Below are 13,587 nucleotides of genomic sequence, written 5' to 3' on the forward strand. Positions count from 1 at the left end.
GTCCGTTGCCGTCCCGGCCTTGCCCTCTGCCGCCCGGTCCGTTGCCGTCCCGGCGTCGTCCGCCGCCACCCGGTCGGCTTCCGCTCCGCCGTCGTCCGCCGTCGTCCGGTCGGCTTCCGTCCCAGCCTCGTCCGTCACCGTCCGGTTCATTGCCGCCCCGGCCTTGCCCTCCGCCGTCCGGTCCGTTCCCGGCCCGGTCCCGTCCGCCGCCACCCGGTCCGCCCCCGCCCCGCCCGATCCCTCTCCGCCCGCCCCACCGCGCCGAGCCCCGGCGTCCGACAGAGAGACGTCAGTCCGCGCCGGGCGGTTCACCCCCGCACCCGACCAGGCGCCCCGACCCCACCGGCACCCGACCAGACGCCCCCGGCACGCCCGACACCCCACCAGGCACTGCGCACCCGACCTCGCCCCGCAGCCCCACCGGGCACCCAGGCCCCACCAGGCCCCACAGAGCACCCCGGCCCCACCGGGCACCCCGACCCCACCAGGCCTCCTGAGCACCCCGATCCCACCGGGCACCCCGGGCACACCCCTGTCCCACCGGGCACCCCCGCCCCACCGGGCGCCCGCAGTCCGATCGGGCGCCCCGGGCCCGACTGGTCCCCTCCACCTCACCCGCACCCCGCCAGGCACCCCCGGACGCCCGTGATGTCACTCCCGCCGCTTACTGTCGGACCATGGCACCCGCACCTCCGACCGGTTACGACTCCGCCGCCGCCGAACGCTGGGCCCCCGAGCCCGACAAGCGGCCCGGCCGCACCGCCTTCCAGCGCGACCGCGCGCGCATCCTGCACAGCTCGGCCCTGCGCCGCCTCGCGGGCAAGACCCAGGTCGTCACCCCGGGCACCAGGACCCAGGCGTGGGACGCCAGCCCCCGCACCCGCCTGACCCACTCCCTGGAGTGCGCCCAGGTCGGCCGGGAGCTGGGCGCGGCCCTCGGCTGCGACCCGGACCTGGTGGAGGCCGCGTGCCTCGCCCACGACCTCGGCCACCCGCCCTTCGGGCACAACGGCGAACAGGCGCTCAACGAATTCGCCGAGGACTGCGGCGGCTTCGAGGGGAACGCCCAGTCGCTGCGCCTGCTCACCCGCATCGAGCCCAAGCGGTTCACCCCCGACGGCTCCGTCGGCCTCAACCTCACCCGCGCCACCCTGGACGCGGCGACGAAGTACCCGTGGCCGCGCGGCGCCCACCCCACCGACCCCAAGTCCCCGAAGTTCGGCGTCTACGAGGACGACCGCCCGGTCTTCGACTGGGCCCGCCGGGACGCCCCCGGCACCCGCACCACCTTCGAGGCCCAGGTCATGGACTGGGCCGACGACGTGGCCTACTCGGTGCACGACGTCGAGGACGGCCTGCACGCCGGTCACATCGACCCCAACTGCCTGCACGCCGAGCCCGAGCGGCAGGCGGTCTTCGCGGTCGCCGTCGGCCGCTACGTCCCCGTGGACACCGACCCCGCCGAACTGGCCGAGGCCCTCGACCGGCTCCAGGACCAGGAGTGGTGGCCGCACGGCTACGACGGCTCGGCGGTCGCCCAGGCCCGCCTCAAGGACGCCACCAGCCAGCTCATCGGCCGGTTCTGCCTCGGCGCGGAGAGCGCCACCCGCGCCGCGTACGGCACCGGCCGCCTCACCCGGTACGGCGCCGAACTCGTCGTCCCGCGGCAGACGCGGCTGGAGTGCGCCGTCCTCAAGGCGGTCGCCGACCGGTACGTGATGCAGCGGGTCGAGCAGGAACTGCTCAGGGCCGACCAGCGGGTCGTCGTCGCCGAGCTGGCGCAGGCGCTCACCGTGCGCGCGCCCGACGGGCTCGACCCCCAGTTCCGGGCCCTGTTCGACGCGGCGCCCGACGACCGCGCCCGCAAGCGCGTGATCGTCGATCAGATCGCCTCCCTCACCGACGCCTCGGCCCGTTCGTTGCACACCCGGCTGACGGGGTACGCGTGAGCCGACGGATACGGGTGAACGGGGTCCGACACGGGTGTGAAGGGAAAAGCGCCCGAAGGTGACCCTCCGTGGCCTGATCGGGCCACTCCCCCTTCCCCCATCACGCTCCGTGCGGGACGCTCGCATGTGGCGGCACCCTTACGAGGAGGCATCACGTGGTCGACGCGGATCAGACATTCGTCATCGTCGGAGGCGGACTCGCCGGCGCGAAGGCGGCCGAGACACTCCGAGCGGAGGGCTTCACCGGCCGGGTGATACTGATCTGCGACGAACGCGACCACCCCTACGAGCGGCCCCCGCTCTCCAAGGGGTACCTGCTCGGCAAGGAGGAGCGCGACAGCGTCTTCGTGCACGAGCCCGCCTGGTACGCGCGCAACGACATCGAGCTGCACCTCGGCCAGACCGTCGACGCCGTCGACCGCGCCGCGAAGACCGTCCGCTTCGGCGAGGACGGCACCGTCGTCCGCTACGACAAGCTCCTCATCGCCACCGGTGCCGAACCCCGCCGCCTGGACATCCCCGGCACCGACCTCGCCGGCGTCCACCACCTGCGCCGCCTCGCCCACGCCGAGCGCCTCAAGGGCGTCCTGGCCTCCCTCGGCCGCGACAACGGACACCTCGTGGTGGCGGGCGGCGGCTGGATCGGCCTGGAGGTCGCGGCCGCGGCCCGCGAGTACGGCGCCGAGGTCACCGTCGTCGAACCCGCCCCACCCCGCTGCACGGCGTCATCGGCCCCGAGCTGGGCGGCCTCTTCGCCGACCTGCACCGCGAGCACGGCGTCCGCTTCCGCTTCGGGGTGAGCCTCACCGAGATCGTCGGCCAGGACGGCATGGTCCTCGCCGCCCGCACCGACGACGGCGAGGAGCACCCCGCGCACGACGTGCTGGCCGCGATCGGCGCCGCCCCGCGCACCGGCCTCGCCGAGGCCGCCGGTCTCGCGCTGGCCCCCCGCGAGCACGGCGGCGGCATCGCCGTCGACGAACGGCTGCGCACCTCCGACCCCGACATCTACGCGGCGGGCGACGTGGCCTCCTTCCACCACGCCCTCTTCGACACCCGCCTGCGCGTCGAGCACTGGGCCAACGCCCTCAACGGCGGCCCGGCCGCCGCCCGCGCCATGCTCGGCCAGGACGTCGCCTACGACCGGGTGCCCTACTTCTTCTCCGACCAGTACGACCTCGGGATGGAGTACTCGGGCTGGGCGCCCCCCGGCACCTACGACCAGGTCGTGATCAGGGGCGACGCGGGCAAGCGCGAGTTCATCGCCTTCTGGGTCAAGGACGGCCGGGTGCTGGCCGGGATGAACGTCAACGTGTGGGACGTCACAGAGCCCATCCAGGCGCTGATCCGCTCCAGGACCCCCGTGGACACCGACGCGCTGGCGGACCCGCACGTTCCGCTCGAAAGCCTCGTCCCGTAGGTCCCGCGCACCACCGTAGAATTCACGCGTGGCTGGACGGATCAACGACGAGGACGTGAAGGCGGTTCGGGACGCGGTCCCGATCGACGCGGTGGTCTCCGAGTACCTCCAGCTCCGCAACGCGGGCGGCGGGAACCTCAAGGGCCTGTGCCCCTTCCACGACGAGAAGTCGCCGTCCTTCCAGGTCAGCCCGAGCAAGGGACTCTTCCACTGCTTCGGCTGCCAGGAGGGCGGCGACACCCTCACCTTCGTGATGAAGGTCGACCACCTCTCCTTCTCCGAGGCGGTCGAGCGGCTCGCCGCCCAGGCCGGGATCACCCTGCGCTACGAGGAGGGCGGCTACAACCCCGCCCACCAGCGCGGCGAACGCATCCGGCTGGTGGAGGCGCACAAGGCCGCCGCCCAGTGGTACAAGGAACAGCTCGACACCCACCCCGAGGCCGACACCGGCCGCACCTTCCTCGCCGAACGCGGCTTCGACCAGGCCGCCGCCGCCCACTTCGGCGTCGGCTACAGCCCCCAGGGCTGGGACCACCTCACCCGCCATCTGCGCGGCAAGGGCTTCACCGACAAGGAACTCCTCCTCTCCGGCCTCTCCCAGGAAGGCCGCCGCGGCCCCATCGACCGCTTCCGCGGCCGCCTGATGTGGCCCATCCGGGACATCGGCGGCGAGGTCGTCGGGTTCGGCGCCCGCAAGCTCTACGAGTCCGACAACGGACCGAAGTACCTCAACACCCCCGAGACCGCGATCTACAAGAAGTCCCAGGTCCTCTACGGCATCGACCTCGCCAAGAAGGACATCGCCAAGGTCAGCCGCGCGGTCGTGGTCGAGGGCTACACCGACGTCATGGCCTGCCACCTCGCCGGGGTGACCACGGCCATCGCCACCTGCGGCACCGCCTTCGGCGGCGACCACATCAAGATCCTGCGCCGCCTCCTGATGGACAACGGCTCGGCCCGGGTGATCTTCACCTTCGACGGCGACGCGGCCGGTCAGAAGGCCGCCCTGCGCGCCTTCGAGGACGACCAGAAGTTCGCCGCCGAGACGTACATCGCCATCGCGCCCGACGGCATGGACCCCTGCGAACTGCGGCTCGCCAAGGGCGACGAGGCCGTCGCCGACCTCGTCGAACCCCGCACCCCGCTGTTCGAGTTCGCGCTGCGCCAGATCGTCGTCCGCTACGACCTGGACACCCCCGCGGGCCGCGCCGCCGCGCTGGACGAGGCGGCGCCCATCGTCGCCCGGATCAAGAACAGCGGCGCCCAGCACGAGGTCGCCGTCCAGCTCGCCGGGATGGTCGGCATCCTCGACACCCAGTTCGTCGTCAAACGCGTCGCCCAGCTCGCCCGCTGGGCCCGCGACCGCGGCGGCCGGGGCCCCGCCCCCGCCCGCGGACCGCAGCAGTACGAGGCCGCGCCGCGCCCCGCCCTCACCGGGCCCGCCCTCACCCTGCGCAACCCCGTCTACGCCACCGAACGGGAGCTGCTCAAACTCGCCCTCCAGCGCCCCGACCTGGTCGCCCCCGCCGTCGACGCCTACGGGGTCGACGAGTTCACCGCCGCGCCCTACGCCTCGGTGCGCCAGGCGATCATGGACGCGGGCGGCGCCGAGAACGGCGTCAAGGACGACCACGAGTACCTGCTGCGGGTCCGCGAGTCCGCCCCCGACGACGCCGTCCGCGCCATGGTCACCGAGCTGGCCGTCGAGCCGATCATGCGGCGCGCGGTCGACGAGGTGTACGCGGGCACCGTGCTCGTCCAGGTCCGCCGCCGGGCCGTGGAACGCCGGGTCCGCGACATCCAGTCCCAGATGACCCGGCTCTCCGCGGGCGGCGACCCCGGCCAGCTCGCCGCCGTCCAGAACGAGCTGTGGGTGCTCCAGCAGTACGACCAGGCCCTGCGCGAGCACGGCGTCGCCGCTCTCTGACCCGCCCGCCGCCGTCCGGCCAGGTCAGCGCGGGCGCGTTCACCCTGCCGCGCCCCGAGGGTAATCACGCGGTCACGCACCGGACGCAGAAAGTCCTCGCACGCCCCTCGTGGCGGCGATGTGTCGTACTCCACACTGGGTGGCGGTGCCTGAGTCCTCGGAGCACGGCCGGCCGTCCCACCCGGGTTCCCGATCCCCTCGGTTCCGCTCGACGCGTACGGGACGGACCGCGGCGAGGCCGTCGACTCCGCCCCCCGAAGTACCGCTGCCCGACCCCTTGGCAGCGATCATCCTGGAGGTCGCCCCCGTGCAGACCCAGACCCTCGCCCAGACAGACCTCGCCGCGTCCGGCGCCGCGCCGGACGCGGAGAGCGACCACCTCGGCGCGGTCCCCCCGCAGCACCGCGCCGAGCACCCCCCGCAGGACGCCCCCGCCGAACCGGCCGATCCGGCCGCCGCGGCGGAGACGGCCACCGAACCGGCCGACGAACCGCCGGAACCGCCGCGCGGCCGCGCCGACACCGGCGGCCCCTCCTCCGACCTGTTCCGCCAGTACCTGCGCGAGATCGGCCGCATCCCGCTGCTCACCGCCGCCGACGAGGTCGACCTCGCCCGCCGCGTCGAGGCGGGCCTCTTCGCCGAGGAGCGCCTGGGCACCACCACGGGGCTCGACGAGCGGCTCGTCCTGGACCTCGACCGTCTCGTCGTGATGGGCCGGATGGCCAAGCGCCGCCTGATCGAGGCGAACCTGCGCCTGGTCGTCTCCGTCGCCAAGCGCTACGTCGGCCGCGGCCTGACCATGCTCGACCTGGTCCAGGAGGGCAACCTCGGCCTGATCAGGGCGGTCGAGAAGTTCGACTACGCCCGCGGCTACAAGTTCTCCACCTACGCGACCTGGTGGATCCGGCAGGCCATGTCCCGCGCCCTCGCCGACCAGGCCCGCACCATCCGGGTCCCGGTCCACGTCGTCGAACTCATCAACCGCGTGGTGCGCGTCCAGCGCCGGATGCTCCAGGAGCGCGGCTGCGAGCCGACCGCCGAGGAGGTCGCCGCCCACCTCGACCTGGCCCCCGAACGCGTCGGCGAGGTCCTGCGGCTGGCCCAGGAACCGGTGTCGCTGCACGCGCCGGTCGGCGAGGAGGACGACGTCGCGCTCGGCGACCTCATCGAGGACGGCGACGCCGCGTCCCCCGTCGAGTCGGCCGCGTTCCTGCTGCTGCGCGAGCACCTGGAGGCCGTGCTGTCGACGCTGGGGGAGCGGGAGCGGAAGGTCGTCCAGCTCCGTTACGGACTCGCCGACGGCCGCCCGCGCACCCTGGAGGAGATCGGCCGGATCTTCGGCGTGACCCGCGAGCGGATACGGCAGATCGAGTCCAAGACCCTCAACAAGCTCCGCGACCACGCCTTCGCGGACCAGCTCCGCGGCTACCTGGACTGACGCGGGGGCCGCCCAGCACCTCCCCGCCGAAGGTGTGAGCGGCCCCCGCGGACACGCTGCCGGACGCGCCCCGGTCAGTCCACGTCGACGACCGCCTGGGCGAACTGCGCCCGGTACAGCCGCGCGTAGGCGCCCTCGGCCGCCAACAGGTCGCCGTGCGTGCCCTGTTCGACGATCGAGCCGTTCTCCATCACCAGGATCGTGTCCGCGTCCCGGATCGTGGAGAGCCGGTGCGCGATCACGAACGACGTCCGCCCGGCGGCCAGTTTGGCCATCGCCTTCTGGATCAGCACCTCGGTGCGGGTGTCGACCGAGCTGGTCGCCTCGTCGAGGACCAGGATCACCGGGTCGGACAGGAACGCCCGCGCGATGGTGATCAGCTGCTTCTCCCCGGCGCTGACGCCGGTGCCCTCGTCGTCGATCACCGTGTCGTAGCCGTCGGGCAGCGTCCGCACGAACCGGTCGGCGTGCGCGGCCCGCGCCGCCTCCTCGATCTCGCCCCGGGTGACCTCGCGGGAGGCGCCGTAGGCGATGTTCTCCGCGATGGTGCCGCCGAAGAGCCAGGTGTCCTGGAGCACCATGCCGATCCCGGCCCGCAGGTCGTCCCGGGACATCTCCGCGATGTCCACCCCGTCCAGGGTGATCCGGCCCCCGGAGACGTCGTAGAACCGCATCAGCAGGTTGACCAGGGTGGTCTTGCCCGCCCCGGTCGGGCCGACGATCGCCACCGTGTGGCCCGGCTCGACCTTGAGGGAGAGGTCCTCGATGAGCGGCTTCTCCGGGTCGTACCGGAAGGAGACGTTCTCCAGGGCGACCCGCCCGCGCAGCTCGTCCGGCCGCACGCCGGGCACCGGGTCGGCCGCCTGCTCCTCGGCGTCGAGGAGTTCGAAGATCCGCTCGGCGGAGGCGACCCCCGACTGCACCAGGTTCGCCATCGATGCGACCTGCGTCAGCGGCATCGAGAACTGCCGCGAGTACTGGATGAACGCCTGCACGTCACCGATGGAGAGCGCGCCCGACGCCACCCGCAGCCCGCCGACCACCGCGACCAGCACGTAGTTCAGGTTCGACACGAACATCATCAGCGGCTGCATGATCCCGCTGTTGAACTGCGCCTTGAACCCCGCCTGGTACAGCGCCTCGTTCTGCTCGGCGAACTGCTCGGCCGACTCCCGCTGCCGCCCGAACACCTTCACCAGGTTGTGCCCGGTGTACATCTCCTCGATGTGCGCGTTCAGCTTGCCGGTGGTGCGCCACTGCTGCACGAAGTGCGGCTGCGACCGCTTGCCCACCCGGGTGGCGATCACGAACGACAGCGGCACGGTCACCAGCGCGACCAGCGCCAGCAGCCACGACACCCAGAACATCACCGCGAGGACGCCGACGATGGTCAGCACCGAGTTGATCAGCTGGCCCATCGACTGCTGGAGCGTCTGCCCGATGTTGTCGATGTCGTTGGTCGCCCGGCTCAGCACCTCACCGCGCTGCCGCTTGTCGAAGTAGGACAGCGGCAGCCGGGCCAGCTTGCCCTGCACGGACTCGCGCAGCCGGTACATCGTCCGGTTCACGGCCCGGTTGACCAGCCGGGTCGCCACCGCCATCAGCAGCCCGGCGACCAGGAAGGTGCCGAGCGCCAGCAGCAGGACGTCGCCCACCGCGCCGAAGTCGATGCCCTTGCCCGGCGTGAAGTCGGTGGAGCGCAGCACGTCGGCGAGCGCGCCCTCGCCCCGCGCCCGCATCGCGGCGAGCACCTCCTGCTTGGTGGTGCCGGCCGGCATCTGCTTGCCGACGATGCCCGCGAAGATCAGGTCGGTGGCGTTGCCGAGGATCTTCGGGCCGATCACGTTCAGCCCGACGCTGACGACCACGCAGGCCAGCAGCGCGTAGATGGTCACCCGTTCCGGCTTGAACTGCGCGATCAGGCGCCGTCCGGACACCTTGAAGTCCATCGAACGGGTCTCGGGGCCGCCCCCGGCCATCATCCGCCCCATCGGACCGGCCATCAGGCGGCCTCCGCTTCCGTCAGCTGGGAGAGCACGATCTCCCGGTAGGTCTCATTGCCCGCCATCAGCTCCCGGTGGTGCCCGGTGCCGACGACCCGGCCCTCGTCCAGGACGATGATCCGGTCGGCGTCGCGGATGGTCGCCACCCGCTGGGCCACGATGACGACGGTCGCCTCGGCGGTCTCCCGGCCGAGCGCCGCCCGCAGCGCCGCGTCGGTCGCGTAGTCGAGCGCGGAGAACGAGTCGTCGAAGAGGTAGATCTCCGGGCGCTGCACCAGGGTGCGGGCGATCGCGAGCCGCTGGCGCTGGCCGCCGGAGACGTTGGTGCCGCCCTGCGCGATCGGCGCGTCGAGGCCGCCCTCCAGACGGTCCACGAACTCCTTGGCCTGCGCCACCTCCAGCGCGTGCCACAGCTCCTCGTCGGTGGCGTCCGGATTGCCGTAGCGCAGGTTGGTGGCGACGGTGCCCGCGAACAGGTACGGCTTCTGCGGCACCAGGCCGACGGTCCTGGCGAGCAGCTCGGGATCGATGTCGGCGACCGGGGTGCCGTCCACGAGGACCTCGCCCTCGGTGGCGTCGAAGAGCCGGGGGACCAGGCCGAGCAGGGTGGACTTGCCGCTGCCGGTGGAGCCGATCACGGCGGTCGTCTCGCCGGGCCTGGCGACCAGGTCGATGGACTTCAGCACGGACTCCTCGGCACCCGGGTAGCGGAACCCGGCGCCGCGGATCTCCAGATGCCCGTGCCTGCGCAGCTCGGTGACCGGCGCGGTCGGCGGGACCACGCTCGACGAGGTGGTCAGCACCTCCTGGATGCGCTCGGCGCACACCTCGGCGCGCGGCACCATCATGAACATGAAGGTGGCCATCATCACGGACATGACGATCTGCATCAGATAGGCGAGGAACGCGGTCAGGTCGCCGATCTGCATCCCGCCGCTGTCGATGCGGTGGGCGCCGAACCAGACCACCGCGATCGACGACAGGTTCACCGTCGTCATCACCACGGGGAACATGAGCGCGAGGAGGTTGCCGGTGCGCAGCGACATCTCGGTGAGGTCGCCGTTGGCCGCGCGGAACCGCTCGCCCTCGTAGCCGTCGCGGACGAACGCGCGGATCACCCGGTTGCCGGTGATCTGCTCGCGCAGCACCCGGTTCACCGTGTCGAGGCGGGTCTGCATGGACCGGAACAGCGGGCGCAGCCGCCGCACGATGAGCGTCACGCAGATGCCCAGGGTCGGCACCACGGCCACCAGCACCGCGGAGAGCGGCACGTCGAGGCCGAGCGCCAGCACGATCCCGCCCACACACATGATCGGGGCGGAGACCATCAGGGTGAACGTCATCAGGGCCAGCATCTGGACCTGCTGGACGTCGTTCGTGGTCCTGGTGATCAGCGTGGGCGCCCCGAAGTGGCCGACCTCCCGGGCGGAGAACGACTGCACCCGGTCGAAGACGGCGGCCCGCAGGTCCCGGCCGAGCGCCGAGGCGGTGCGGGCGCCGAAGTAGACGGCGCCGATGTTGCACGCGACCTGGACCAGCGAGATCGCGATCATCAGGGCGCCGAAGGAGAGGATGTAGCCGGTGTCCCCCTTGACGACGCCGTTGTCGATGATGTGCGCGTTCAGGGTCGGCAGGTAGAGCGTGGCGCAGGTCTGCAGGAGCTGGAGCACCACCAGCAGGGTGAGGGGTTTTCGATAGGGGCTGAGATAGGTTCGCAGTAGTCGTATGAGCACGCTACGTCTCTCGGAGTCGGCGGTGGAGCGGGCTTGATGCCCGAGGCTCCTATCGTCCTGCACTCCACCGGTGTTACCTCAACTGATTAACCCGACAGCGGCGCTTCTTACGACCTTCCGGGCGGAACGTGACGTTCCTGGAGGATCAGGAGCGGAACGCGCCCGGATGTGTCTGTTCCCGCACCGACACGTACTGCTGGCGCACGGCCTGCCCGACGGCCAGCTCCTCGCCCGGCTCCAGCACCTGCGCGGCGGGCTGCTGCCAGGCGGGCGGGGTGCGCGGATCGAGGGAGCCCTGCGAGACGCCCAGCGCCCAGGCGGCCTGCCGCGCCGCCCCGATCGCCGCGTAGTCCGCGGGCTGCGGCACGACGATCTGCACGCCGAACAGCGCGGGGGCCGCCGCCTGCACCGCGGCCAGCTCGGCCGCCGCCCCCAGCAGGAAGAGGCGCCGCACCTCCACGCCCCGGCCGCGCAGCACGTCCAGCGCGTCCGCGAGCCCGCACAGCATCCCCTCGAAGGCGGCCCGTGCCAGGTGCTCGGGCCGCATCGACTCCCGGCGCAGCCCGGCCAGCGTCCCGGCGGTGTGCGGCAGGTTGGGCGTCCGCTCGCCCTCCAGGTACGGCAGCATCACCAGGCCGTGCGCCCCGGGGGTGGACTTCACCGCCAGCTCGCTCAGCGCCTCCAGGTCCCCGAGGCCGAGCAGCTCGGCGGCCCCGCGCAGGGTCCGCACCGCGTTCAGGGTGGTGACGACGGGCAGGTGCATGCCGGTCGCGTCGGCGAGGGAGGTGATCATCCCGCTCTGGTCGACCAGGGCCTCGGGGTGCACGGCCATCACCGAGCCGGAGGCGCCCAGCGAGACCACCGCGTCGCCGAGTCCGATGCCGAGCCCGAAGGCGGCGGCCATCGTCTCGCCGGTGCCCGCGGAGATCAGCAGCCCCTCCGGTGTCGTACCGGCGGCCTCGGACGGGCCGATCACGTCCGGCAGCAGCGTCCGGTGGCCGAGGGCCAGCTCCACCAGATCGTGCCGGTAGCCGCCCTGGGCCGCGGACCAGTAGCCGGTGCCCGAGGCGCCGCCCCGGTCGGTGGTCCGGCGCCCGGGACGGCCCAGCAGCTGCCAGACCAGCCAGTCGTGGGCCTGGAGCAGCGCGGCGGTGCGGTGGGCGGCGTCCGGATCGGTCTTCGCGAGCCAGCGCAGCTTGGTCACCGGGTGGGCGGCCTGCGGGACCGCGCCCACGGCCCGCGCCCACTCCTCGCGCCCGCCGAGTCCGTCGATCAGGTCGGCCGCCGCGACCTGGGCCCGCCGGTCGCCGCCGACCATGGCCGGGCGCACGGTGTTGCCCTGCGCGTCCAGCGGCACGAGCGCGTTCTGCTGCGAGGAGACGCCGATCGCCTGCACGCCTTCGAGGAGTCCGCCGCCCGCCGCCTCGCCGAGGGAGAGGAGCCAGGCCTGGGGGTCGATGTCGGAGGGGCGCGCGGCGCCGTCCGCGCCGTCGACCGGATGCGGGGCGTAGCCCTGCCTGAGCACGGCACCCGTGTCCGTGTCGCAGACGACGATGCGCGTGAAATCCGGTGAGCTGTCCAACCCGGCGACTATCCCCATGGCCAAAATTCTGCCGTACCGGCGGGCTTGCTCGGGCCGTGGGAGCCGCGCGGGCGCGCGCGCCCGGCCCGATGGGTGTGTGTTGTGGCTGGTCGCACGGTTCCCCGGCGTCCGCGAGGGCGCCGGGGAACCGTGCGAAGAAGGCGGTCAGGTGTTGCTGGTGCCCCAGTCGTCCGCCGTCGTGGCGGTCCGGCCGCGCTCCCGCAGGGAGCGGACCCGCTGGGTGACCGAGTCCGGGACCCGGTCCCCGACCCGCTCGCTGACCACGTGGTACGCCTTGCCCGCGAAGTGGCGGCCCTGCTGGGCGGCCGACTCGGCGGTGTTGCGGACCGCCGGGTTCTGCGCGACCTGACGTGCCGACTTCTTCAACTGCTCGTACCGCTCGCGCCCGGCACGCGTGCCCAGCACGTAGCCCAGCGCCAGGCCGGAGACGAACGTGAGCTTGTAGCGCATGGTGGCTGCCCTTCCCTCGTATCGGTGCCGGGGGGTACTGATTGGCGGAGCACCCCCCTGCTTGCGCTAATGTATGTGTCGCAGCGAACGCCCGCCCCCTGGCGGATACCCAGGTAGGTGCGTTCGATGCAACGAGGCATTCCCCTGTAGCTCAATTGGCAGAGCAGCCGGCTGTTAACCGGCAGGTTACTGGTTCGAGTCCAGTCGGGGGAGCTCGGTCCTCCGTAGCTCAATTGGCAGAGCAGCCGGCTGTTAACCGGCAGGTTACTGGTTCGAGTCCAGTCGGGGGAGCATGCTGAACGAGGACCCCGATGGGGTCCTTTTTCATGTCCGCAGGAACCGCGCAGGTCACGGCGGAGTCCTCAAGGGCATGCGAAGTCGGCCATACGAAGCAGGAGATCGTATGAGCGGCTATGCTGCGGCAGACGGCGCGCACACTTGTACGCGACACGCCGCGAGGGGCGGTAGCTCAGCCGGTTAGAGCAGCGGACTCATAATCCGTCGGTCCTGGGTTCGAGTCCCAGCCGCCCCACCGCGAGCCGTAGGCGAAGAATCGTTCTTGCCTGCGGCTCTGACATGTCCGGGATCGGACGGCCCACCCCTTTGGTTCCCCCCGGTGTCTCCCTCGGCCGTCCGTGGCCGAGGGCGTTCCTGTACGTTCTCCTGGGGCCCGAACCGTTCACGCGCGTCACTCCACCCCCGTCTGCCCGACCCGGCGCACCGTCCCGTCGCCCACCCGTCGATGGCCCCGCCGCTCCGCCCCAACTCCCTCTGCCGACCGACGGGTTCGGCAGAGGACCCCACGACGGTGCCACGGGCACCGGGGCGTGACGTGCTGTCGAACCCAGACATGAGTAAGGAAATTGCATGGCACGTGAGCATGATCCTTCCCATTCCATACCGCCCAGATCGGGCACGTCCGGCGGTGCGCCGATGGCGGTGCGCCGGGCGGTGACGATGCGGGGCGCGGCCGAGGATCCCGGCGCCGCCCTCACCCCGGGCGGCAAGCAGAACGGCCGCGCGCAGGAGCCGTCCGCCGCCGACCCGGTCGCCGGGGGCGTGCC

At 72.4% G+C, this 13,587-nt stretch carries 6 protein-coding genes, 3 tRNA genes and 2 pseudogenes; 7 read left to right on the top strand and 4 right to left on the bottom strand.

The genetic code is table 11. The annotated features are described in order from the left end of the window. Positions 1-677 precede the first annotated feature (677 nt). The 4 genes and pseudogenes from GA0115242_RS23440 to GA0115242_RS23455 all read left to right on the top strand — a co-directional run bounded on the left by GA0115242_RS23440 (position 678) and on the right by GA0115242_RS23455 (position 6,734). On the top strand, positions 678-1,949 hold the full coding sequence (locus GA0115242_RS23440) for a deoxyguanosinetriphosphate triphosphohydrolase (RefSeq protein WP_093831621.1): 1,272 nt from the start codon (positions 678-680) through the stop codon (positions 1,947-1,949). A 155-nt stretch (positions 1,950-2,104) separates the two neighbouring features. Continuing rightward, positions 2,105-3,369: pseudogene (locus GA0115242_RS23445) on the top strand (NAD(P)/FAD-dependent oxidoreductase). Between the two features lie 28 nt (positions 3,370-3,397). Next, the gene (gene dnaG, locus GA0115242_RS23450) at positions 3,398-5,296 is read left to right on the top strand and encodes a DNA primase (protein WP_093831623.1); all 1,899 of its coding nucleotides are present in this window, start codon (positions 3,398-3,400) and stop codon (positions 5,294-5,296) included. Between the two features lie 145 nt (positions 5,297-5,441). Beyond that, positions 5,442-6,734 (top strand): annotated as a pseudogene (locus tag GA0115242_RS23455) (RNA polymerase sigma factor). A 74-nt stretch (positions 6,735-6,808) separates the two neighbouring features. Here the strand turns inward: GA0115242_RS23455 and GA0115242_RS23460 are convergent. From GA0115242_RS23460 to GA0115242_RS23475, 4 genes are all read right to left on the bottom strand, one after another. Then, the gene (locus GA0115242_RS23460) at positions 6,809-8,737 is read right to left on the bottom strand and encodes an ABC transporter ATP-binding protein (protein WP_093831625.1); all 1,929 of its coding nucleotides are present in this window, start codon (positions 8,735-8,737) and stop codon (positions 6,809-6,811) included. Next, a complete protein-coding gene (locus tag GA0115242_RS23465) occupies positions 8,737-10,470 on the bottom strand; it encodes an ABC transporter ATP-binding protein (RefSeq protein WP_093831627.1) in 1,734 nt (577 codons plus the stop codon). Before GA0115242_RS23465 ends, GA0115242_RS23460 begins: the two co-directional genes overlap by 1 nt. Before the next feature lie 145 nt (positions 10,471-10,615). Continuing rightward, positions 10,616-12,070, bottom strand: coding sequence for an FGGY family carbohydrate kinase (locus GA0115242_RS23470; RefSeq protein ID WP_093831629.1), 1,455 nt, complete (start codon positions 12,068-12,070; stop codon positions 10,616-10,618). Between the two features lie 147 nt (positions 12,071-12,217). After that, the gene (locus tag GA0115242_RS23475) at positions 12,218-12,523 is read right to left on the bottom strand and encodes a hypothetical protein (RefSeq protein WP_093831631.1); all 306 of its coding nucleotides are present in this window, start codon (positions 12,521-12,523) and stop codon (positions 12,218-12,220) included. A gap of 140 nt (positions 12,524-12,663) precedes the next feature. On the opposite strand from GA0115242_RS23475, the gene GA0115242_RS23480 reads away from it, so the two are divergent. The 3 genes from GA0115242_RS23480 (at position 12,664) to GA0115242_RS23490 (ending at position 13,055) form a co-directional block, all read left to right on the top strand. Then, positions 12,664-12,736 (top strand) — tRNA-Asn (locus GA0115242_RS23480). Between the two features lie 5 nt (positions 12,737-12,741). After that, a tRNA-Asn gene (locus GA0115242_RS23485) sits at positions 12,742-12,814 on the top strand. 167 nt (positions 12,815-12,981) lie between these two features. Further along, positions 12,982-13,055 (top strand) — tRNA-Ile (locus tag GA0115242_RS23490). Positions 13,056-13,587: the final 532 nt, after the last annotated feature.

The sequence above is a fragment of the Streptomyces sp. SolWspMP-5a-2 genome (assembly GCF_900091845.1).
Taxonomy (GTDB): domain Bacteria; phylum Actinomycetota; class Actinomycetes; order Streptomycetales; family Streptomycetaceae; genus Streptomyces; species Streptomyces doudnae.

Coding starts and splice junctions, on each gene's coding strand:
- GA0115242_RS23475 (WP_093831631.1), bottom strand. CDS start 12,523: ATGCGCTACAAGCTCACGTTCGTCTCCGGCCTGGCGCTGGGCTACGTG.
- GA0115242_RS23440 (WP_093831621.1), top strand. CDS start 678: ATGGCACCCGCACCTCCGACCGGTTACGACTCCGCCGCCGCCGAACGC.
- GA0115242_RS23460 (WP_093831625.1), bottom strand. CDS start 8,737: ATGGCCGGTCCGATGGGGCGGATGATGGCCGGGGGCGGCCCCGAGACC.
- GA0115242_RS23470 (WP_093831629.1), bottom strand. CDS start 12,070: ATGGGGATAGTCGCCGGGTTGGACAGCTCACCGGATTTCACGCGCATC.